Raw genomic sequence first — 21138 nt, 5'->3', positions numbered from 1 at the left:
ATGCCCTCCACTCCGCCGCCGGAGTCGGCCTACCTTCTACCCGAAGAGCTGATTCAAAAACGCCACGCACGAGGCCTTCAGGCCGTAACGCTGGTGCTGCTGGTCGGGGTGCCGATACTGATGGCAGTCTCGCTGCTGCAAAACCGCCCGTGGATCGAAGTCTTCATTCTTTTTGCGACCCTGGTCACTGCGGTTGGGGCGCACGGGCTGCTGCGTCGTGGCCACTACCAGCGGGCAGGCCATCTGCTGGTTTTTTCATTGATCATCTGTACGTCGGCGGGTATTTACGCCTTTGGCTCTGTGCGCAGCGCTGTCGTGGTGGGGTTCACCGCGGCGGTGGTGACGGCAGGCATGGCGCTGGGCAAAAAGGCCCTCATTGCGGCGGTGGCACTGAGTGCGGCAGCGCTCGGCGCGTTGACCTGGGCTGAGCAGGCAGGCGTCATGGCCCAGCCCGACCTGGCAGTGGGCCTGCGGTTCTGGTTGCTGCACGTGATGCTGATGGTCGGAACCGGCATAGGCATCTATTCCAGCCGCGAGGTTGTCTTGCGGGCTCTGCACGACCAGCGTGCAGAGCTCGAGCGGCGCGAGCAGGCAGAACATGCGCTGGCGATCAGTGAAGACCGCTTCCGGCGTATTTTCCGCAGCAGCCCGGCAGCCATCGTGGTGCAGTCGCTACAGGATTTGATGGTGCTGGACGTGAACCCCGCATTCGAACGCCTCTATGGCTATGCGCGCGCCGACATTCTCGGCCGTACCGATGAGGCATTGTGGGCCCAGGCCCGGGATCGCAAGGCTTTTCATCGCCAGGTGGCCGAAACCGGACGCGTGCTCAACCTGTCTACTCAGGCCCGCGCGCGCGATGGCAGCCTGATGTACATCCTGCTGTCCAGCGAAATCGAAGGCAAAGGCGACGCCCGCATTGTGGTGTCCACCATCACCGATGCCACCGCCGAAATGCAGGCCCGACAAGCGGCGCGCCAGTCGGCGGAACTGTTCTCCAAAGCCTTTGACTTCAGTCCCATCGACATGGCCATCACCCGTGTCTCCGACGGAACCTATATCGCGGTCAATGCAGTCGAAGGGCGGTTAAACGGGTATACCGCAGATGAATTGGTCGGCCGGACCTCGGTCGAAGCGCGGGTTTGGCGCGACGAAGCGGATCGTCAGGGATTTCTTGAAGCACTGCGCACGCGGGGCCGGGTCGACGGTCTCGAAACGCAGATGCGCCACAAGGACGGCCGCCTCATTGATTGCCGCATGTGGGCCGTGATTGTGGAGATCAGCGGCGAGCCCTGCGTTCTCAGTTCAACCGTCAACATCAGTGACCAAAAACGCCGCGAAGCCCTGCTGATTGACATGGCCAAGGGTCTGGCGGCTGATACCGGGACGGCCTTTTTCCGGTCGGCGGTGCAACAACTTGGCAAGGCACTGGGGGCCGACCTCGTGATGGTCGGGGAAACGCCGGACAACCAGAACGTCGCGTCGCTGGCGATGATTCAGGACGGCGTGATGCAGCCCAACATCAGTTACGCGCTGTCGGGCACCCCTTGCGACACAGCTATCGGCCAGGGTGACCTGTGCGTCTACGGCCAGGGAATCCAGAAGCTTTTCCCGGAGGACACTTTCCTGGCCGATGGCGGCTTTCATGCCTACGCCGGCGCGGCGTTGCGCGACGCCGATGGAACGCCGATTGGCATCGTCAACGCCATGTGGCGCAAGCCGCAAGCCGTGTCCCCGGACCGGGACGCACTGTTGCAGATTTTTGCCAGCCGCATCGCCTCCGAGCTGGTGCGCTTGCGACGGGACCGCGAGATCCGCCGTCTCAACGAAACCCTGGAGCAACGTGTGCGCGAACGCACCGAAGAGCTTCAGGCGACCAACGCCGAACTGGAGTCTTTTGGCTATTCGGTCTCGCACGACCTGCAGTCGCCACTGCGCAGCATCGAGGGGTTCACCGTGTTGCTGGCGCGGCGCCTGAAGGGGCGTTTGAGTGAGGAAGAGTCGCGCTTGTTCGAACGTGTACGCAGCAACGTGGTGCGTATGCACGAACTGATCACCGACCTGCTCGCCCTGGCGCGCGCCAGCAAGGGCCAGCTGGTGCTGGAAGATGTCGACCTCAGTGCGTTGGTGCACAGCGTGGTGGCGCAGCTTCGGCAGCACGACCCCAAGCGGCAGGTGCAGGTGCAGATAGAGCCAGGGATCATTGCCCGCTGCGACAGCAAGTTTGCCCGCATCATCCTGGAAAACCTGATGGGCAATGCCTGGAAGTACTCCCGGGATCGGGCCGACGCCAGCATCAGCTTCAGCGCCCTCCCGCGCAGGGAAGACGGCCGCCGCATGTTGCTGGTAAAAGACAACGGCGCCGGTTTCAACATGGCTTTTTCTGGCAGTTTGTTCAAGCCTTTCCACCGCCTGCACCATGACAGCGAATTTGAAGGCAGTGGCGTAGGACTGGCTACTGTGCACCGCATTCTGGAACGCCACGGCGGCACGATACGTGCCGAGTCGGTCGAAGGCGCAGGCGCAAGTTTCTATTTTTCTTTTGATCCGCGCGGGAGCGCTACGGCCGACTGAGTCTGTTGCCTGAGGCAGCGTAGGCCAGGGGTTGGATGCCTGGTCTGTCCTTTGCAGGGCTTGCTGCACATCCGGCAGCAAGCCCCAAGTCCCGCGGGCAGATCTGCACTCAGGCCGTCGCTTCGTAGTTGGCCAGCAACTCTTGCTTGAGCGCCTTCAGCTCGGCGACCATGCCCTTGAGGTCCATATCGCTCTTGCGGGCTTTCGGGAACATCTCTTCACGTTCTTCTTGCACGTGGTGGTCGATGTATTCGCCCAGGACAATGACCTTGGCGTCGAACAGTTCTTCATCGGCGTCCATGCCGGAAATTTGCGCGATGAGGTCTTTGGCGCTGGCGTGCTCGACTTCAGCTTCGTTGAGCAGTGCGACGTCGCCGATGGCTTCGCGCGCGGCGGGGTAGAAGATTTGCTCTTCAATCTCCGCATGCACCGTCAACTCTTTGCAGATTTTGTCGGCAAGCGCTTTGCGCTCTGTGCCGGGTGCTTTGGCTTCAGCGAGTTTCTTGAACTGGGTGAACAGTTTCTTGACGGCGATGTGGTCCGCATCGAGCAGGTCGACGGCATCGTTCATCTTGGGAGGTGCTTTGCTCATGGTGGGCTTCCTGGATAAGTGGATGGGTCACTCACAGCACCGGTGGCGCTGCATGGCTGACGGGTGCCAGACACAAAAGCGAATTTAGGCAGAGCGCACTTTGCCCTGTGTCAGACGCCGTTGATCTTGGTGTAGGACAGCACGGAGATGTCGCACCCTGCTTGTCGACGAAGGCCAAACGTCCTCCGGCCATTGTCCAGAAAGCGTATGAAGCTATCAACCAGATAGCGTGTGCAGGGTGCTACGATTTACGAATCCTGTACTCTCCCCGTATCAAGCATGACCCACGCGCTGGATGTTGTCACCTTCGGTGAAGCCATGATGCTGCTGGTGGCCGACCGGCCCGGCGCGCTGGAAGAAGCCGCTTCTTTCCACAAACGCACGGCCGGCGCGGAAACCAATGTCGCCATCGGTCTGAGCCGCCTGGGCCTGAAAGTCGGCTGGGCCAGCCGTCTTGGAACGGACATGATGGGGCGCTACCTGATCCGCGAAATGGTCGCCGAAGGCATTGACTGTTCACACGTGGCGCTGAGCAGCGCGCAACCCACCGGCTTCATGATCAAGGGCAGCGTGGTCGACGGCAGCGATCCGCCCGTTGAATACCACCGCAAGGGCTCGGCCGTCAGCCACATGGGTGCCGGCGACATCGACCCCGACTGGTTGCTGTCGGCGCGCCACCTCCACACCACGGGTGTATTCCCCGCAATTTCGGCCACAGCGCTGGGGCTGGCGCGGCGCAGTATGGACCTCATGCGGGCCGCAGGGCGCAGCGTGTCGTTTGACCCCAACCTGCGCCCCACCCTGTGGGCATCGCCGCAAATCATGGTTGACGCCATCAATGAACTCGCCGCGCGCGCCGACTGGGTGCTGCCAGGACTGGAGGAAGGCCGGCTATTGACCGGGGAGAGCAGCCCCGAAGGTATTGCCGCCTTCTACCGTGCGCGGGGTGCAAAACTGGTGGTGGTCAAGCTCGGCGCGCAAGGCGCGTATTTTGAGGGAGCTCAGGGCAAAGGGCAGGTACCCGGATTCCCGGTGGACAAGGTCGTGGACACGGTGGGTGCGGGGGACGGTTTTGCCGTTGGCGTGATCAGCGCACTGCTGGCCGGGCAGGACGTCCCTGCGGCGGTCCGCCGGGGTGCGTGGATAGGCGCGCGTGCAGTACAGGTGCTGGGTGACAGCGAGGGCCTGCCCACGCGGGCGGAACTGCTGACCGCCGGTTTCGGAAGATAAATTCGCCTCTAACCCTTGTCCTGATTGCGCGATCCGCTATTGATCAGTGGGTCATGCATCACATGGGGACGGGGGTCGGCTGGACCTGCCCGGGGTTGGGCGGGGTCGCCAGTGGCTGTACCGGCTCCGGCGGAGGCACGTTGGGATCAGTGGCCATGGCCATGGCCCTTCGGGTTGTCTTCCAGATCCACAGCGGGATTGTCGAGGTCGCGAATCATACCCTCGCGATCACGACTGTCCAAAGTCATATCGCGCTCGTGGTGGTTGAACTCCTGCTCCTCGCTCATGAGACGTGCAGTTCGCCCCTTTGAGCCCGAGGGATCGCGTTTGCCAGCATTGCGGCCCGTATCAACCGGCAAGGGCGGCGTCGGGTCGGTGTTGCTGTCGTTACCGGGCGCCGCAGTGACCTGTTCCGGCCATGTTTGGGGTTCTGCGTGCATCGTCACAGACCAGCCGCGACCAGCACGATGGGCGCGGATTCGGTGACTACAGCCGCCGCAGCGGCCATGCTGGCACACACGGTGGTGAAGTAGGCAATGTAGGCCACCATCAGACGGCGGGCTCGGCGGGGTTTGGCGGGGCGATTTTGGGGGGTGAGCAGTTTCATGGCGCATCCTTGATTGATTGCCTCCATGATGACCTGCGGCAGGAGACGCAGTTATAGGCAGCAAGGCACTGTTCGTGTCAGCCTGCGGCTGACACGCCGACAGGTCAGCTGCCGTGAGCCAGCGCGCTGACCAGAGTGACCAGGCCAATACCGACCCCCAGCCAGGCAATCTGCGCCACGGTTTCGCCGGCACTCAAGCGCTTTTGCAGCTGCGGAATCAAATCGGCCAGCGCCACATAGACAAAACTGCTGGACGCGACCACCAGAAAATAGGGAAGCCAGTCGTGCAGCATGTCCACCAGCGCGTAGCCAATCAAGCCGCCCAGCGCGGTGACCGCCCCCGCCAGCGACACTTTGACCAGCGCCGCGCGCTGGTTGCTGGACGTGGCGCGCAGCACCACCAGATCGCCCATATGGTGCGGTATCTCATGCGCCAGCACTGCCAGCGCGGTGATAACACCCAAGCGCATGTCCGCCACAAAGGCCGAGGCAATCAGAATACCGTCGCCGAAGGCATGCACGCTGTCGCCAGTCAACACCGCCCAGCTCCCCGACTTGCCGGCGTGGCTGTGGTCATGGTGGCCGTTGTGAGCACCGGGGCCGTGGTGGTCATGGTGCTCGTGACCGTGGTGGTACAGCTCGGCTTTGTCGAGCAGGAAGAAAAACACCAGCCCCACCAGCAAGGTTGCAAATAACTCCTGCGCGCCAGCCTGACTTTCAAAAGCTTCGGGCAGCAGGTGCATGAAGGCGGTGGCGAGCAGGGCCCCGGCGGCCAGACTCAGCATGTGGGTGGTGTAGCGCGCCAGCAGACCAAAGCTGAGCAGCGCCGCCAGCCACACGCTGCCAATGCCAGCGGCCAGGGTGCCGGTCAAAATTGCTATCAATGTCATAGCTGTTTACGCCCGTTCTATAAGGGCTGAGGCCCAATAAGGTTATACAAATTTCGCTCAAGGACGGTAAAAAGCCGCCGCACATTGCTGTGGGGCGGCCAGATCAAAAGCGTCGCCGCTTGTTTACATCAAGCGACGCCGTTGGCCTTGAACCACGCCACGGCGCGTTTCCAGCCGTCTTCTGCCGCTTCCTTGCGGTAGCTGGGGCGGTAGTCGGCATGGAAAGCGTGCGGGGCATCAGGGTACACCACAAATTGCGATACCTTGGCCGCAGCACTTCCGCTGGCAAGCGCAGCTTTCATCTTATCAACCGTGTCAAGCGGGATACCGCCGTCCTGACCGCCGTACAGGCCCAGCACCGGTGCATTGAGAATCGGTGCAATCTCCACCGGGTGTTTGGGTGTCAGCGGGCTGCTGTCGCCCACCAGGCGGCCGTACCAGGCCACACCGGCCTTGACGCTGGTGCTGTGCGCTGCATACAGCCAGGTGATGCGGCCGCCCCAGCAAAAGCCGGTGACACCTACTTTGGCGGTATTGCCGCCATTGGCGCCCGCCCATTTGACGGCGCCGTCCAGGTCGGCCATGACTTGCGCATCCGGCACTTTGGAGACCACTTCCGCCATAAGTTTGGCCATCTCACCGTATTCGGACGGGTCTCCCTGGCGGGCAAAAAGCTCTGGCGCAATCGCCAAGTAACCGGCCTTGGCAAAACGCCGGGCGGTGTCGGCAATGTATTCGTGCACACCCAATATTTCCTGGATCACCAAAATCACCGGCAGGTCGGTCTTGCCAGCGGGCGCGGCGTAATAGGCCGGCACCTTGAAGCCATTGACTTCAAACGTGGTCTCCCCTGCCCTCAGGTCGTCGGTCGGAGTTTTGATGGCGGTCTGCGCCATGATGGGTAAAGCGGTGGCGGCATAACCGATACCGAGGGCAGCCTTCAGGGCAGTACGCCGGGTGGAACCCCTTTCGGTGCTTTGGCCAGGGAGCAGCGAGTCAAATTCGGATTTCTGGTCACTGTTAAGCATGGGGATTTCTCTCAGGGTGTGGACGGACAGTTGAGTTTATGCGCCCGCAGAAATTCCTGCGGGTGCCGGGGCTGGTACCGGGCCGGGATCAGTGGGCTTTTTCCCAGTTGGCGCCCATGCCTATCTCTGCGAGAAGCGGCACCTTGAGCTCGGCCACGCCGGCCATCAAGCGTGGAATCTCGGTTCGCACCCATTCGACCTCGGCCTCGGGCACTTCAAACACCAGCTCATCATGCACCTGCATGATCATTTTGGTGGCGCGTTTTTCAGCATCAAGCACGTTCTGCACCTTGACCATGCTGAGCTTGATCAGATCTGCCGCTGTGCCCTGCATGGGCGCGTTGATGGCCTGCCGCTCTGCGGCTTTTTTGCGCGGACCGTTGCCACCGTTGATCTCGGCCAGGTAAAGGCGCCGGCCAAAAACGGTCTCGACAAAGTGGTGCGCCTGCGCAAAAACCACGGTCTGCTCCATGTAGTTTTTGACGCCGGGGTAACGCTGAAAATATTTGTCGATATACGCGGCTGCGGCCTTGGTTTCGATGCCGAGGTTGCGCGCCAGGCCAAAACTGCTCATGCCGTAAATCAGCCCGAAGTTGATGACCTTGGCATAACGCCGCTGCTCACTGCTGACCTGATCGACCGCGACGCCGAACACCTCGGCGGCGGTGGCGCGGTGCACATCCAGACCATCGGTAAAAGCGCGCAACAGCGCTTCATCTCCACTCAGGTGGGCCATGATGCGCAGCTCAATCTGGGAGTAGTCGGCACTGGCGATCACGCTGCCGGCGGGCGCCACAAAGGCTTCGCGGACACGCCGGCCCTCCGGCGTGCGCACCGGGATGTTCTGCAGGTTCGGGTCATTGCTGGACAGGCGCCCTGTCACGGCCACAGCCTGGGCGTAATGTGTGTGCACCCTGCCGGTTCTCGGAAGGGCCAATTGCGCCAGCTTGTCGGTGTAGGTGCCCTTGAGCTTGCTGAGCGAGCGGTGCTCCAGCAGTTTGGCGGGCAGCGGGTAGTCTTCAGCCAGTTTTTCCAGCACTTCCTCGTCGGTGCTGCGCGCGCCGCTGGGCGTTTTTTTGACCACCGGCATGCCCAGCTTGTCAAAGAAGATTTCTCCGAGCTGCTTGGGGCTTCCGAGGTTGAAGGGCTGGCCCGCGATCTCGTAGGCCTCGGCTTCGAGTTGCAGGATGCGCTGGCCCAGTTCGTGGCTCTGCGTGGCCAGCATGGGCGCGTCGATCAACACGCCGTTGCGTTCGATGCGGTACAGCGCCTCGCTGCTCTGCATTTCCAGCTCGTAGATGAAACGCAACTTGTCATTGGCCTGCAGCTGCGGCCAGAGCACGCGGTGTACATCCAGCGTCTGGTCCGAGTCTTCGCACGAGTATTCGGCCGCCTTGGCGATATCGACCTGGTTGAACTTGATCTGATGCGCGCCCTTGCCGCACAGGTCTTCGTAGTTGATGCCGCTGCGTCCCACATGGCGCTCGGCCAGGCTGGCCAGGCCGTGCGGCTTGTTCACTTCGAGCACATAACTCTGCAGCATGGTGTCATGGCTGTAACCCTGCACCTCGATGCCGTGGTTGGCAAACACATGGCGGTCGTATTTGACGTGTTGTCCCAGCTTGGCTTTGGCCGGGTTTTCCAGCCAGGGCTTGAGGCGCGCCAGCACCTCGTCACGCGGCAACTGGGCCGGGGCGTCGGGGTAGTCATGGGTCAAAGGGATGTAGGCCGCTTCGCCAGGCTCGACGCTGAAGCTCAGGCCAACGATCTGCGCCTGCATCTCGTCGAGTGAGGTGGTTTCGGTGTCGAGCGCGACGAGCTCGGCGCCTTCAATTTTGGTGAGCCATGTATCAAACATTTCCCAGGTCAGGACGGTGTCATAACGCAGGTTGCTGGCCCGCTCGGCCAGGGGCGTGGACAGAAATTCCGGCTCGTCAAACAGGCCCGGCTCGCCTGGCTTGGTCGCAGGCCGGGTGATGTCTGCCCGGTGGCTGTCCGGGCCCGCTGGCAGCTCGGCCGGCGCGTCCTGCGCCTCCAGGCTCCTGACCAGCCCCTTGAACCCGTACTTCTCATAAAACTCCTTCAAAGACCCCGTCTGCTGTGCGCCAATAGCTATCGATTCCATAGCAGGCAGGCCATCGACGTAAGCCGTCAGGTCGCAGTCTTTCTTGATGGTCAGCAGCTCGCGTCCCTTGGGCAGCCAGTCCAGGCTTTGCCGCAGGTTGTCACCCACCACACCCTTGATCTCTCCCGCCCGCGCCACCAGAGCGTCGAGCGAGCCGTACTCCAGCAGCCACTTGACCGCCGTTTTGGGACCGACCTTGGGCACACCGGGCACGTTGTCCACCGCATCACCCACCAGGGCCTGGTAGTCGACCATCAGGCGCGGCGGCACGCCAAACTCGGCCTCCACACCGGCCAGGTCGCGGCGCCGGTCGTTCATGGTGTCGATGACGGTGATGTGTTCATCGACCAGCTGGCTCAGGTCCTTGTCGCCGCTGGAAATGATGACTTCGATGCGCTGCGCTGAGGCGATACAGGCCAGCGTGCCGATCACGTCATCGGCTTCGACGCCGGGAACAGCCAGCACTTTCCAGCCGAGCAATTGCACCACCTCATGAATCGGTTCGACCTGGCTGCGCAGGTCGTCCGGCATGGGTGAGCGCTGGGCCTTGTAGGCGGGGTACAGCGCATCGCGAAAGGTCGGACCCTTGGCGTCAAACACGCAAACGGCGTAATCGGCACGCACGTCCTTGCGCAGCTTCTGCATCATGTTGACCATGCCGCGTATCGCGCCGGTGGCCGGGCTCTGTGGATCGCCCGGGTTGGCACGCAAGTCCGGCATGGCGTGAAATGCGCGGTACAGGTAGCTGGAGCCGTCCACCAGCAAGAGTGTTTTTTTGTCTGTGCTCATCGGGGCCATTGTCTCCGTTTTGGCGGGTGTATCCACGGCCGGGCCAGCCCCCTACAATGCAGCCATGCAACACCCTATTTGCTCCTTCCTGCTCGCTGGCGCCGCCGCAGTACTGGCCTGTGCCCCGGCTTATTCCCAGACGGCAGCCCCGGCTCCGACAGCGGCCGCTGTACCAGCGCCCGCCATCACGCCGCGCGACAACCCGGTGAGCAGCCGGCCAGAACCCAGCATCCAGCGCATCCGCACTGAAGATGCCGGCTCGCGTATCGACGAGGTGCGTGTGGGCGGAGAAACCCAGAGCATCACCGTGCAACCCAAAGCCAATGTACCGGCCTATGAAGTGCTGCCCGCTGATGGCACCAAAGGCGGCGGCACGGCCCCGTCTACTTCGGGCGCCGGCAGCAGCGGCAAGCGCGTCTGGAATGTGCTCAAGTTTTAAGCTGCGTCGCGCACCCGCCGCCTCAGGTTTTTAGTTTCTGGCATGGCCGTTTACACCGAAGTCTCGCTCGCCGAGGCCGCCCCGCTTTTGCAGTCGCTCGGCCTGGGGCAGTTGCAGCACATCGCAGCCTGTTCGGGTGGCATCGAAAACACCAATTATTTTGTCGATACCGACCAGGGTCGCTACGTCCTGACGCTGTTTGAACGCCTGACTTTCGAGCAGTTGCCGTTTTATCTGCACCTGATGAAACACCTGGCACAAAACGGTATTCCGGTGCCCGCCCCGCACGCGGCGCCAGGGTCTGGCGGCGATATTGTGCACATGCTCAAGGGCAAACCTGCCGCTGTGGTGGACCGCCTGCAGGGCCGCAGCGAACTGGCGCCCACCGTCGCACACTGCGCCGCTGTCGGCGACATGCTGGCGCGCATGCATCTGGCCGGGAGCGACTATCCGCGCCAGCAGGCCAATCTGCGCGCCCTGCCCTGGTGGAACGAGACCGTACCCGTGGTGCTGCCTTACCTGGAACCGGACCAGGCCCGCCTGATGCAGTCCGAGCTGGCCTACCAGAACCATGTGGCGGCCTCGTCAAGCTATCGGGCGCTGCCGCGCGGCCCGGTCCATGCCGACCTGTTTCGTGACAACGTGATGTTTGAGGAGGCAGGTGATTCACTGCGCCTGACCGGTTTTTTTGACTTTTACTTTGCCGGTTGGGACAGCTGGTTGTTTGACATCGGGGTTGCCCTCAACGACTGGTGTGTGGACTTGTCCACTGGTGCCCAGGACATGGCACGGACCCAGGCCTTCCTGGGCGCCTACCAGGCGGTGCGGCCCCTGATTGCACAAGAGCGCAGCCTGTTGCCGGCCATGCTGCGCGCCGGAGCCCTGCGTTTCTGGCTGTCACGCCTGTGGGACCAGCATCTGCCGCGCGAAGCAGCGCTGTTGCAGGCGCATGATCCCGGCCATTTTGAGCAGGTGCTCAGACAGCGCGTCAACCATGCGAGCCGTGTGCCGGTCTGATGCAATTGTTGTTGCCGATACCGCCCAGGCCCGAAAGTTGCCCCGCATGTGCGTTTTAAAGCACACTGCGTGGCACGGCGTTAAATTGTTCACCGAGTCAGTCTTTTTTCTCCTCTCCATGGAACCCAGGCTGATCTGATTCCCCCAATATGCACCTCACGCCATGAAACTCAACATCGTCCCCGCACGCACCGGCATCACATGGGTCAAGCTCGGCATCCAAACCTTCCTCAAACAGCCGCTGGCGCTGGCCGGTCTGTTTTTCATGTACATGGCAGCGGCCACACTGGCCTCGCTGATTCCTTACATCGGCGTGGTACTGGCGCTGGCCATCGTGCCCGCCGCCACACTGGGGCTGATGGCCGCCACGCAGGAGGCTACCAAAGGAAAATTTCCGATGCCGGCGATTCTTGTCAGCGCCTTCCGTGCCGGGCAACAGCGCGCGCGCGCCATGCTGGTGCTGGGTTTTCTGTATGCAGCCGCGTGCCTGCTGATTGTGTCCATCGTGCCGCTTTTCCTTGACGTTCCGGTCAGCCGGGAAAGCGCCCTCGCCCCCGAAATGCAGGGTGTAATGCTGGTTGTCATGCTGATGTACCTCCCGGTGTCGGTGCTGTTCTGGCACGCGCCTGCACTGGTGCACTGGCACGGTGTGACGCCGGTCAAAAGCCTGTTTTTCAGTGCCGTGGTGTGTTTCAAAAACGCCGGGGCCTATACGCTGTTTGGTCTGGCCTGGATGGTGGTGCTTGTCGTCGTCGGCCTGGTGGTGAGCATGCTGGCCGGCATGCTGGCGAGCCCCGAAGCCGCCGCCGCACTGGTCATGCCGGCAGCGCTGTTGATGGCGGCGATGTTTTCAACCTCGATCTATTTCACTTTCACAGGCAGTTTTGATGCCACCCCCCCCGACGACACCGACGGCAACGTTATCACTCCAGGAGACACGCCATGACAGCGCACCTACTCACAAGCCGGTCGGAAAAAGAGATCCTGTGGTACCAGCGGCGCGATGCGCTCAAGGCGGCCGCTGCCTGGCTGGCCATGGGCGGGCTGCCAGCCGCGATGGCGCAACAGCGCAGCAACATTGTGCAACTCACCGGCGACGCCCTGCTCAATGGCGCGCGGCTTGATCCGCTGCAGTCGATCCAGACCGGCGACGACATCCAGACCGGGCCCGGCAGCAACCTGGTGTTTGTGATTGGCAACTCGTCGTTTCAGGTGCGGCAAAACTCGCGCCTGGCGGTGGAACGCGGCGCAACCCTGAACGCGGTCAGCCTGTTGCGACTGCTCACCGGGGCGGTGGCCAGTGTATGGGGCAAGGGGGTCAACCGCGCGATCGTCATGCCCACGCTGACTGCCGGCATACGCGGCACCGGGGTGTACGCCGAAATTTTTGCAGAGCGGGACAACCGCAACTATTTCTGCAACTGCTACGGCACAGTCGATATGGACGCGGGCAAGCAGAAGCTGGTTTCGCAAGCCGACTACCACCAGGCCTTCTGGGCCGACGCAGAGGCCAAAAACGGGGTCTTCCTGACGCCGGCTCAGGCACTGAACCACACCGACGAAGAGCTGGAGTTTCTGGCCCGCCTGATTGATCAGCGCACCACCTGGCAGATTGCCGGCAGAAAAGGCAACAAGGATGGCAGCGGCAAGATGACGTATTGAGAGGCTGGGAATCTGTCTACCGGGCGAACCGATCCGGCCTCTGCAGTGCGCATCGTACGGTTGTAGGGCTCCGCTCCTCAAAGCAAGCTGACCCGCTCGCTGCGAGATCTTCACAGCCTCTGCGAGGCAGGCCAGCAGGTGCTGCCGTACCCTCGCAGCACCAGTAAGATACCGCTCAGTTCTTTGCCTTGAAGTCAGCGATTGACTTGCTCAGGTCGGCGTATTCTTCGCAGGTCTTGTTGCCACAGATTTTTTCCAGCTCTGCCAGATGTTTCTCGGCCTCCAGCGGGCGCTTTTCCATCAGATAGGCCTCACCGATGTACTCGTGCGCACCCTTGTGGCGGGGATCAATTTTCAGCGCTGTGTAATAGTGCTCGAAGGCCTTGGTGATGTCAGGCGTGGCGCGCTTTCTGTAGCTGTACCCTAGCAGGTTGTGTACGTCTGCGTTGCGCGGCTCTTCCCGCGCGGCTGCAGTCAGCTCGGACATCGCGCGGCTCCAGTCCTTGGCCGCAATGGCTGTGCGGGCGGTGGCCAGCCGGTCGCTGACCGAGGTGCGTGGCATGTTGGGAATGGCGCCTGGCGAATCAACGGCATGGGCCAAAGAGGCGCAGGCCGCCAGGGCAAGGAAAAAAGGCTTGAAGTTCATCGCGGGTTCTCCGTAAGTCGGCGTTGCTGCCGATTGTATTAACGCCACAAAACGCCAGCTGGATGCGGCACTAAGTCACGACTTTGCAGGCCGGTCGCGATCCGATGCATCAGTGCGCGTGCTTCTAAAAACCGTCGCCGGAAGCGTTTTGCAGTTTTTTGACCAGCGCCACCAGCTGCGGTCGGACCTGCGCCATCAGAAATTCCGGCGACAGCTTGAATCCCGGCCCGCCGCAATTGATGACCATCACCGCCCGCCCGCCCGCAGGTCGAAAAGCCGCAGCGATGGCATTCACGTCCTTTTGCCACTCGCCAAATGAGCTGCAGCAGCCGTGCTGGCGGTGGTGCGCCAGCGACAGCTCCAGCTCAGCCCGGGTCTGAGGCCAGGCTTTTTCGTCCTGGCTTCGAATACGCTCCATCAACACATGGCGTTCGCTGTCGCTGCAGCCGGCCAGATAGGCCCGCCCCATTGCAGTGGTGGCCAGCGGAATGCGTGAGCCCACATCCAGACTCAAAGTCAGCGCGGACTCACTGCGGCAATTTTCCACATAAATCATGCTCAAACGGTCGCGTATACCCAGAGACACCATGGCCTGGGAGCTGTCGGCCAGTTCCTGCATGAGCGGCCGCGCGAGCTGGCGCATGTCCATGCGCGCGAGCATGGCGCTGCCCAGCGCCAGTACCGCGCTGCCGAGCCGGTAGCCCGCATTGCCGTTGCCATCGTGGGCATGCTCCAGGTAGCCCTGCTTGGTCAAGGTGTAGGTCAGGCGGGAAATGGTTGATTTGGGCAAGCCGCAGCGCCGTGCAAGCTCCTGATTACCCAAAGTGCGGTCGCGCGAACGAAAAGCGCTGAGCACGTCGAGCCCGCGCGCCAATGCCGTCACGAAGTGCCGGTCTTCCTTGGCAACCACTGGCTTGGCGGTTTTCGGATGGGCACGAAGGGGTGAAGTGGCGGGAGCGGTGCGGGTCATGACTGTACGTTCTGCATTGCGGAATTATGTCATTGTACTCAAGCTTGTCGCTTGAGCGACAAATCCACCAATGAAACACGGGAATTCCATAAGGTGAACCTCTGCCCACTCTCCCACAATCGGGGTGGGAAGAAAAACAATGTTCTGCAATGCAGAACGACCAATCCACCCGGAAAACGAGGAGCGTTTCATGTTCAAGAAAAAGTTTCAATCCTTCGTCCTGGCCCTGAGCCTGGGCGCCAGCGTACTGCCAAGCCAGGCCGCACCCGGACGCGAGGACCTGGTGATTGGCCAGGTCGCCCCACTGACAGGCACGATAGCCGGCACCGGCAACGAATACGTGGCGGGCGCCGCGGCATACTTCGCCCATGTCAACGACAACGGCGGCATCTACGGTCGCAAAATTCGCGTGGTCCTCAAGGACGACAGCTACAAACCAGACCAAACCCTGGCACTGACGCGCCAATTGCTCGCCGAAGACAAGCCGCTGGCGCTGTTCGGCTTTGTCGGTACCGGCAATGTGCTGGCCCTCAACAAGAACAAGGTGCTGGAGGATGCCGGCATAGCGCTGCTCGCGCCTTATACCGGCGCGCAGGATCTGCGCGAGCCGATGAACCCGCATATCTTCCACATCCGCGCCAGCTACACCGACGAGACGGCGCGCATGGTGGAGCATTTGCAATCCATCGGCCTGCGGCGATTCGCGGTGATGTACCAGGACGATCCTTTCGGAAAAAGCGGACTCGCGGGGGCCGAAACTGCGCTGCAAAAACTGGGCATGCAGGCAGTGGCCAAAGGGGCTTATGACCGGACCAAGCCTGAAGACATCGATGCCGCGGTGGCCGCCATCGCACCTGCCAATCCGGACGCCATCATCATGGTCGCGGTGAACCGGGCCTCTGCCGCCTTCATCAAGAAGATGCGGGTCCAGGGCAGCAAGGCGCGCCTGTTCAGTATCTCGGTCGTCAATTTCAAGGAGCTTCTGAAAAACGCGGGGGAGGACAATGCCCGCGGCATCGGTATTTCCCAGGTCATGCCCTACCCCTACTCGACTCTGGCGCCGGTGGCGCGTGAATTCCAGACGCTGATGGCCAAGTACCAGCCGGAAAAAGTGGTGTCCTATGCCAGCATGGAGTCGTTTATTGCGGCGAAAATTCTGGTCGAGGCCATTCGCCGCAGCGGCGCCGATCCGACACGTTCGAAGGTGATCAGCCAGCTCGAAAAAATGAACAGCTACGACGTCGGCGGTTTCAAGGTGAGTTTTTCGCCCGACAACCGCGTGGGCTCGAAATTTGTGGAAGTCACCGTGATTGGCCGCGACGGCAAGTTGCTGCGCTGACCGGGTCAGACCACAGGGGTCAGCTTGGCAACGCTCAGGGCCAGCCATTTCACACCGTGCCGCGTGAAGTTGATCTGCGCCCTGGCGTCATCGCCGCTGCCTTCAAGCATCATGACCCGGCCCTCGCCAAACTTGTTGTGAAACACGTTCATGCCGCTTTTGAGGCCGTGCGCGGGCGCCTCGCGCTGCACCGGCACCGCCGGGTTGGGAAACCGGTCCCCGCCCAGACTCTTTGAGGCAAAAGCGGCCTTGGCCCAATCACCGCTTGCGCGACCAGCTCCTGAATTCGTAGCACCCCAGGCACTGGAACTGCCGCCGTAGGCCGGGCCAAAGCCCTGGTTTTTCGGCGTCAACCACTTCAGGGCCGCCTCGGGCAACTCACTGAAGAAGCGGCTTCTGGGGTGGTAACGCGTCTGGCCGTGCAACATGCGGGTCTGCGAATGACTCAGGTACAGGCGCTGGCGCGCACGCGTGATGGCGACATACATCAGCCGGCGTTCTTCTTCAATGCCGCCGGCGTCGCTGAGCGAATTTTCGTGCGGAAAAATGCCGTCCTCGAGACCGGTGATGAACACGCAGTCAAACTCCAGGCCCTTGGAAGAATGCACGGTCATCAGTTGCACCGCATCCTGCCCGGCCTGCGCCTGGTTGTCGCCAGATTCCAGCGCGGCATGCGTCAGGAAGGCTGCCAATGGTGAAAGCGTCTCGCCGGTTTCCTGGTCGGGCGCGAGCAGTTCCGGCAAAGGTTCATCACCCAGCGGCGCCGACGGGTCCAGCCCCTGGCTGGCGGGTGATTGCGACAGGGCTGCGCCGAGTTCATCGACCGGCAGCGCCACCGCATCGCGGCCAAAGCCTTCCATGCTGACAAAAGACTCGGCCGCATTGACCAGCTCGCCCAGATTCTCCAGCCGGTCCTGGCCTTCTTTTTCAAGTTTGTAATGTTCTTCAAGGCCGCTGTGTTGCAGCACCAGCTCGATGATCTCGCGCAGGCTCAGTCCCGGCGTCTGCTCCCGCAGCACATCGAGTTTGGCAACAAAAGCCCCCAGGTTGGCGCCGGCCTTGCCGGGCACGGCGCTCACCGCGTCGTGTAATGAACAACCTGAGGCGCGCGCGATGTCCTGCAACTGCTCGATGCTGCGCGCGCCTATGCCGCGCGGCGGAAAATTCACGATCCGCATGAAGCTGGTGTCGTCGTTGGGATTGTCGATCAGCCGCAGATAGGCCAGCGCATGTTTGATCTCGGCCCGCTCAAAAAATCGCAGACCGCCATACACCCGGTACGGGATGCCGTGGTTAAAGAGCGCCGTTTCCATGACCCGGCTTTGCGCATTGCTGCGGTAGAGCAGCGCAATTTCCTTGCGCACTGTGCCGTCGCGCACCAGTTGCCGTACCTCGTCAACAAACCATTGGGCCTCGGCAAAGTCGGAGGTGGCTTCGAACACCCGCACCGGCTCGCCGGGACCTGCCTCAGTGCGCAGGTTCTTGCCCAGTCGTTTGCTGTTGTGGCTGATCAGCTCGTTGGCCGAGTCGAGGATGTTGCCGAAGCTGCGGTAATTGCGCTCCAGCTTGATCTGGTGCTGCACGCCGAACTCGCGAACAAAGTCCGCCATGTTGCCGACGCGCGCGCCACGAAATGCGTAAATGCTCTGGTCATCATCGCCCACAGCGATCACCGAGCCGCCCGGCATGACGCCCGGCCCGGCAGCCGCATCGTCACCCTGCCCGGCCAGCATCTTGATCCAGGCGTATTGCAGCTTGTTGGTGTCCTGGAACTCGTCGATCAGGATGTGCCGGAAACGCCGCTGGTAATGCTCACGCACCGGAAGGTTGTCACGCAGCAGTTCGTAGCTGCGCAGCATCAGTTCACCAAAATCAACCACGCCCTCGCGCTGGCACTGCTCTTCGTAGAGCGCATAAATCTCGGCCTTCTTGCGCGTCTCTTCATCGCAGACCACCACGTCTTTCGCGCGCTGGCCATCTTCCTTGCAGCCGGCGATGAACCACATCAGCTGCTTGGGTGGGAAACGCTCGTCGTCGATGTTGAACTGCTTGCACAGGCGTTTGATGGCCGAGAGCTGGTCCTGTGTGTCCAGGATCTGGAAGGTGGAGGGCAAATTGGCGAGCTTGTAATGCGCGCGCAAAAACCGGTTGCACAGGCCGTGGAAAGTGCCTATCCACATGCCGCGCGCATTGACCGGCAGCATGCTGGTCAGGCGTGTCAACATTTCTTTGGCAGCCTTGTTGGTGAAGGTCACCGCCAGAATGCCGCCCGGCGAGACGTAGCCGTTTTGCAGCAGCCAGGCGATCCGGGTCGTCAGCACCCGTGTCTTGCCGGACCCCGCGCCCGCCAGAATCAGTGCATGGGTGGCCGGCAAGGTGACTGCTGCGAGTTGCTCCGGGTTGAGGTTTTGCAAGAGAGGGGAGCTGGGGACTTCTGGAGACATGCGCCATTGTAGAAAGAACAGGCCCGAGTGAAGCCGGGCCTGGGTCACCACGGCAGGAACGCGCGCACCATGATTGAGAGCAGTCGCACCGGTGTGGCGCAATTTCGGTCGCCTTTCATCCTTTTTGGGCATTTCAAGGCATCTGTACCTCTTTTTTTGCTGGCATGCCTTTTGCTCAGCATAACTTGTCATAACAAGTTGGTGCCCCCACATGAATGCCAGGCCTCGCAACACCCCTCTGCACGCGGTTCCGGAGAGCTCGCTAACCGCAACAGAGGCAGTCATGCAACCCCAATCGCCGACGCCGCTGTACGCACAAATCAAGGACATCCTGCGGGCACGCATTCTTGACGGCAGCTACCAGCCGCATCAGCAGATGCCCTCAGAGAGCGAAATGATGGCGCTCTTCAATGTGAGCCGCATCACGGTGCGCCAGGCGCTGAACGACTTGCAGAACGAAGGCCTGATTTTTCGCATGCATGGCAAGGGCACTTTTGTCTCCAAACCCAAAGCCTTCCAGGACCTGGGCCGGCTGCAGGGCTTTGGCGAGGCCATGCGCCAGATGGGCTACGAGACCTTTGCACGTGTTGTCTCGATTCGCACGGTAACGCCGACTGCACAGGTACAAGAGCGGCTCCAGTTGCCAAAAAGAGCGCGCGTCACCGAACTGCAGCGGCTGCGCTTCCTCAACCGCGAACCGATTTCGCTGGACGTCACCTACCTGCCGACCGCACTCGGCAACCGGCTGGCCAAGGAAGACCTCGCCACCCGCGATGTGTTCGTGATTCTCGAAAACGACTACGGCCTGTCGCTGGGTCATGCTGATCTTCAGATCGGTTCAACCCTGGCGGACGACACCCTTGCCGCGCAGCTTCGCGTGGAGGAAGGTTCACCCGTGCTGGTCATCGAGCGCACCACCCACACCAGCGACGGTACGCCCGTGGACTACGAGCACCTGTATTACCGCGGCGACGCCTTCCAGTACCGGGTTCGCGTTGACCGCGTTCCTGTCCAACACGTTTGAAATCGAAAGGCAACTATGAAAACGATTGAACTCGAGTACGACATCGTGGTGGTCGGTGGAGGGACAGGTGGTCCCATGGCGGCGGTCAAAGCCAAGGAGAAGAACCCGAAATTGCGGGTCCTGCTGATAGACAAAGCCAACGTCAAGCGCAGCGGTGCCATCTCCATGGGCATGGACGGGCTGAACAACGCCGTCATTCCCGGCCATGCGACCCCGGAACAATACACCAAGGAAATCACCGTTGCCAACGATGGCGTGGTGGACCAGAAAGGTGTGTACGCCTACGCCGCCAACAGCTTCGCCATGATCGAAGAACTCGACAAATGGGGCATCAAGTTTGAGAAGGATGAAACCGGCGACTACGCGGTACGCAAGGTTCACCATCTGGGCAGCTACGTGCTGCCCATGCCGGAGGGCCACCACATGAAACGCGTGTTGTATCGACAACTCAAGCGGGCACGTGTCGAGATTACCAACCGCGTGGTCATGACGCGCCTGCTCACCGGCCCGTCTGGTGAGGTCGCCGGTGTCATGGGTTTCGACTGCCGCACCGCCGATTTTTACGTCATCAAGGCCAAATCGGTGGTGATCTGCACCGGTGCTGCCGGCCGGCTGGGACTGCCGGCTTCGGGCTACCTGTTCGGCACCTACGAAAACCCTACCAACAGTGGTGAAGGCCATGTCATGGCCTACCACGCGGGCGCCGAGCTCACCAACCTCGAGTGCTTCCAGATCAACCCCCTGATCAAGGACTACAACGGCCCCGCTTGCGCCTATGTGACGGGTCCGTTCGGCGGCTATACCTCGAACAATGCCGGCGAACGTTTCATCGAGTGCGACTACTGGAGCGGCCAGATGATGATGGAGTTCTTCAATGAACTCGAAGGTGGCAAAGGCCCCGTGTTCCTCAAGCTCGACCACCTGGCCGAAGAAACCATCTCGGAGATCGAGCACATCCTGCACACCAACGAGCGCCCCAGCCGCGGGCGCTTTCATGAAGGTCGGGGCACAGACTACCGCAAGAGCATGATCGAAATGCACATTTCGGAGATCGGCTTTTGCAGCGGCCACAGCGCCTCAGGCATCTGGACCAACGAAAAGGGCGAATGCTCCATACCAGGTCTCTACGCCGCTGGCGACTGCGCCAGCATTCCGCACAACTACATGCTGGGCGCTTTTGTCTACGGCAAGTTCTGCGGAGAAAACGCAGCGGACTATGTCTCGGGTATCGAGCAGCCACGCTTCGAGCAGGACAAGGTTCAGGCCGAACGCGAACGCGTTCTCGCGCCGCTGTCCCGCGCCGAGGGTCTGACACCCTTCCAGGTGGAATACAAGACCCGCCGCATCGTCAACGATTACCTGCAACCGCCCAAGGTCACGCGCAAGATGGAAATCGGCCTGCAGCGCTTCGACGAGATCCGTGAAGACCTCGATTCCATGATCGCCGCCGACCCGCACGAGCTGATGCGTGCCATGGAAGCCCACACCATCCGCGACTGCGCGGAGCTTGCGGCTCGCGCGTCCCTGTTTCGCACCGAAAGCCGCTGGGGCCTGTACCACCTGTGTGTGGACCATCCGGAAAAAGACGACGAAAACTGGTTTTGCCACACCAACGTCACCAGCGACGCAAAAGGCAACGCCGTCTTCCGAAAACGTGCCATCGAGCCCTATGTGGTCGAGCTCAACGAACAGGAAAAGTCCGCCTATCAACGCCTGCGCGTCGCCCGTCCTGCCCAGGCCGCCTGAACCACACCCCAGGAGA

General features: G+C 61.6%; 18 protein-coding genes. 9 read left to right on the top strand and 9 right to left on the bottom strand.

The genetic code is table 11. The annotated features are described in order from the left end of the window. Entirely contained in the window at positions 1–2574 is a 2574-nt protein-coding gene (locus tag Q8L50_RS04505; RefSeq protein ID WP_305347464.1) for a PAS domain S-box protein, read from the top strand. 109 nt (positions 2575–2683) lie between these two features. Here the strand turns inward: Q8L50_RS04505 and Q8L50_RS04500 are convergent, their stop codons facing one another. Then, positions 2684–3166, bottom strand: a complete 483-nt coding sequence (locus Q8L50_RS04500; protein WP_305347463.1) for a hemerythrin domain-containing protein — start codon at positions 3164–3166, stop codon at positions 2684–2686. Between the two features lie 279 nt (positions 3167–3445). Here Q8L50_RS04500 and Q8L50_RS04495 point away from each other — a divergent pair, with 279 nt between their 5' ends. Next, positions 3446–4396 carry a sugar kinase gene (locus Q8L50_RS04495; protein WP_305347462.1) on the top strand — a complete coding sequence of 317 codons (951 nt, stop codon included), beginning with the start codon at positions 3446–3448 and terminating at the stop codon, positions 4394–4396. A gap of 146 nt (positions 4397–4542) precedes the next feature. Here the strand turns inward: Q8L50_RS04495 and Q8L50_RS04490 are convergent, their stop codons facing one another. The 5 genes from Q8L50_RS04490 to polA form a co-directional block, all read right to left on the bottom strand. Beyond that, positions 4543–4836 carry a hypothetical protein gene (locus Q8L50_RS04490; protein ID WP_305347461.1) on the bottom strand — a complete coding sequence of 98 codons (294 nt, stop codon included), beginning with the start codon at positions 4834–4836 and terminating at the stop codon, positions 4543–4545. A gap of 2 nt (positions 4837–4838) precedes the next feature. Further along, positions 4839–5003 carry a hypothetical protein gene (locus tag Q8L50_RS04485; RefSeq protein WP_305347460.1) on the bottom strand — a complete coding sequence of 55 codons (165 nt, stop codon included), beginning with the start codon at positions 5001–5003 and terminating at the stop codon, positions 4839–4841. A 104-nt stretch (positions 5004–5107) separates the two neighbouring features. Continuing rightward, complete coding sequence (locus tag Q8L50_RS04480; protein ID WP_305347459.1) at positions 5108–5893, bottom strand: ZIP family metal transporter; 786 nt, start codon at positions 5891–5893, stop codon at positions 5108–5110. A 128-nt stretch (positions 5894–6021) separates the two neighbouring features. Further along, the gene (locus tag Q8L50_RS04475) at positions 6022–6921 is read right to left on the bottom strand and encodes a dienelactone hydrolase family protein (protein WP_305347458.1); all 900 of its coding nucleotides are present in this window, start codon (positions 6919–6921) and stop codon (positions 6022–6024) included. Positions 6922–7009: 88 nt separating this feature from the next. After that, positions 7010–9835 carry a DNA polymerase I gene (gene polA, locus Q8L50_RS04470; RefSeq protein ID WP_305347457.1) on the bottom strand — a complete coding sequence of 942 codons (2826 nt, stop codon included), beginning with the start codon at positions 9833–9835 and terminating at the stop codon, positions 7010–7012. Between the two features lie 64 nt (positions 9836–9899). On the opposite strand from polA, the gene Q8L50_RS04465 reads away from it, so the two are divergent. The 4 genes from Q8L50_RS04465 (at position 9900) to Q8L50_RS04450 (ending at position 12953) form a co-directional block, all read left to right on the top strand. Continuing rightward, positions 9900–10274 (top strand): hypothetical protein, encoded by a 375-nt coding sequence (locus Q8L50_RS04465; RefSeq protein WP_305347456.1) that lies wholly within the window; start codon positions 9900–9902, stop codon positions 10272–10274. 42 nt (positions 10275–10316) lie between these two features. Then, positions 10317–11291 (top strand): homoserine kinase, encoded by a 975-nt coding sequence (locus Q8L50_RS04460; RefSeq protein ID WP_305347455.1) that lies wholly within the window; start codon positions 10317–10319, stop codon positions 11289–11291. A 163-nt stretch (positions 11292–11454) separates the two neighbouring features. Then, positions 11455–12237 (top strand): BPSS1780 family membrane protein, encoded by a 783-nt coding sequence (locus Q8L50_RS04455; RefSeq protein ID WP_305347454.1) that lies wholly within the window; start codon positions 11455–11457, stop codon positions 12235–12237. Continuing rightward, entirely contained in the window at positions 12234–12953 is a 720-nt protein-coding gene (locus Q8L50_RS04450; protein ID WP_305347453.1) for an iron dicitrate transport regulator FecR, read from the top strand. Before Q8L50_RS04455 ends, Q8L50_RS04450 begins: the two co-directional genes overlap by 4 nt. 175 nt (positions 12954–13128) lie before the next feature. Here Q8L50_RS04450 and Q8L50_RS04445 read toward each other — a convergent pair whose 3' ends face one another. Continuing rightward, a complete protein-coding gene (locus Q8L50_RS04445; protein WP_305347452.1) occupies positions 13129–13599 on the bottom strand; it encodes a M48 family metallopeptidase in 471 nt (156 codons plus the stop codon). 124 nt (positions 13600–13723) lie between these two features. Then, complete coding sequence (locus Q8L50_RS04440; protein ID WP_305347451.1) at positions 13724–14569, bottom strand: IclR family transcriptional regulator; 846 nt, start codon at positions 14567–14569, stop codon at positions 13724–13726. 190 nt (positions 14570–14759) lie between these two features. On the opposite strand from Q8L50_RS04440, the gene Q8L50_RS04435 reads away from it, so the two are divergent. Beyond that, entirely contained in the window at positions 14760–15908 is a 1149-nt protein-coding gene (locus Q8L50_RS04435) for an ABC transporter substrate-binding protein (RefSeq protein ID WP_305347450.1), read from the top strand. 5 nt (positions 15909–15913) lie between these two features. On the opposite strand, the gene Q8L50_RS04430 is transcribed toward Q8L50_RS04435, so the two are convergent. Continuing rightward, positions 15914–18352 (bottom strand): UvrD-helicase domain-containing protein, encoded by a 2439-nt coding sequence (locus Q8L50_RS04430; protein ID WP_305347449.1) that lies wholly within the window; start codon positions 18350–18352, stop codon positions 15914–15916. 283 nt (positions 18353–18635) lie between these two features. Here Q8L50_RS04430 and Q8L50_RS04425 point away from each other — a divergent pair, with 283 nt between their 5' ends. Next, complete coding sequence (locus tag Q8L50_RS04425) at positions 18636–19376, top strand: GntR family transcriptional regulator (RefSeq protein WP_305347448.1); 741 nt, start codon at positions 18636–18638, stop codon at positions 19374–19376. Between the two features lie 15 nt (positions 19377–19391). Beyond that, on the top strand, positions 19392–21122 hold the full coding sequence (locus tag Q8L50_RS04420; protein WP_305347447.1) for a fumarate reductase/succinate dehydrogenase flavoprotein subunit: 1731 nt from the start codon (positions 19392–19394) through the stop codon (positions 21120–21122). The last annotated feature ends 16 nt before the right edge of the window (positions 21123–21138 follow it).

Source organism: Polaromonas sp., assembly GCF_030680935.1.
GTDB lineage: Bacteria > Pseudomonadota > Gammaproteobacteria > Burkholderiales > Burkholderiaceae_C > Polaromonas.
Note: the sequence above shows the minus strand (reverse complement) of the source record. Positions and strands in the feature narration are given on the sequence as shown.

Bases quoted from the DNA above. Each gene is read 5' to 3' on its own strand.
- Q8L50_RS04490 (WP_305347461.1), bottom strand. From the start codon at position 4,836: ATGCACGCAGAACCCCAAACATGGCCGGAACAGGTCACTGCGGCGCCC.
- Q8L50_RS04480 (WP_305347459.1), bottom strand. From the start codon at position 5,893: ATGACATTGATAGCAATTTTGACCGGCACCCTGGCCGCTGGCATTGGC.
- Q8L50_RS04450 (WP_305347453.1), top strand. From the start codon at position 12,234: ATGACAGCGCACCTACTCACAAGCCGGTCGGAAAAAGAGATCCTGTGG.
- Q8L50_RS04485 (WP_305347460.1), bottom strand. From the start codon at position 5,003: ATGAAACTGCTCACCCCCCAAAATCGCCCCGCCAAACCCCGCCGAGCC.
- Q8L50_RS04425 (WP_305347448.1), top strand. From the start codon at position 18,636: ATGCAACCCCAATCGCCGACGCCGCTGTACGCACAAATCAAGGACATC.
- Q8L50_RS04495 (WP_305347462.1), top strand. From the start codon at position 3,446: ATGACCCACGCGCTGGATGTTGTCACCTTCGGTGAAGCCATGATGCTG.
- Q8L50_RS04460 (WP_305347455.1), top strand. From the start codon at position 10,317: ATGGCCGTTTACACCGAAGTCTCGCTCGCCGAGGCCGCCCCGCTTTTG.
- Q8L50_RS04435 (WP_305347450.1), top strand. From the start codon at position 14,760: ATGTTCAAGAAAAAGTTTCAATCCTTCGTCCTGGCCCTGAGCCTGGGC.
- polA (WP_305347457.1), bottom strand. From the start codon at position 9,835: ATGAGCACAGACAAAAAAACACTCTTGCTGGTGGACGGCTCCAGCTAC.
- Q8L50_RS04475 (WP_305347458.1), bottom strand. From the start codon at position 6,921: ATGCTTAACAGTGACCAGAAATCCGAATTTGACTCGCTGCTCCCTGGC.
- Q8L50_RS04420 (WP_305347447.1), top strand. From the start codon at position 19,392: ATGAAAACGATTGAACTCGAGTACGACATCGTGGTGGTCGGTGGAGGG.
- Q8L50_RS04465 (WP_305347456.1), top strand. From the start codon at position 9,900: ATGCAACACCCTATTTGCTCCTTCCTGCTCGCTGGCGCCGCCGCAGTA.
- Q8L50_RS04500 (WP_305347463.1), bottom strand. From the start codon at position 3,166: ATGAGCAAAGCACCTCCCAAGATGAACGATGCCGTCGACCTGCTCGAT.
- Q8L50_RS04430 (WP_305347449.1), bottom strand. From the start codon at position 18,352: ATGTCTCCAGAAGTCCCCAGCTCCCCTCTCTTGCAAAACCTCAACCCG.
- Q8L50_RS04455 (WP_305347454.1), top strand. From the start codon at position 11,455: ATGAAACTCAACATCGTCCCCGCACGCACCGGCATCACATGGGTCAAG.
- Q8L50_RS04440 (WP_305347451.1), bottom strand. From the start codon at position 14,569: ATGACCCGCACCGCTCCCGCCACTTCACCCCTTCGTGCCCATCCGAAA.
- Q8L50_RS04505 (WP_305347464.1), top strand. From the start codon at position 1: ATGCCCTCCACTCCGCCGCCGGAGTCGGCCTACCTTCTACCCGAAGAG.
- Q8L50_RS04445 (WP_305347452.1), bottom strand. From the start codon at position 13,599: ATGAACTTCAAGCCTTTTTTCCTTGCCCTGGCGGCCTGCGCCTCTTTG.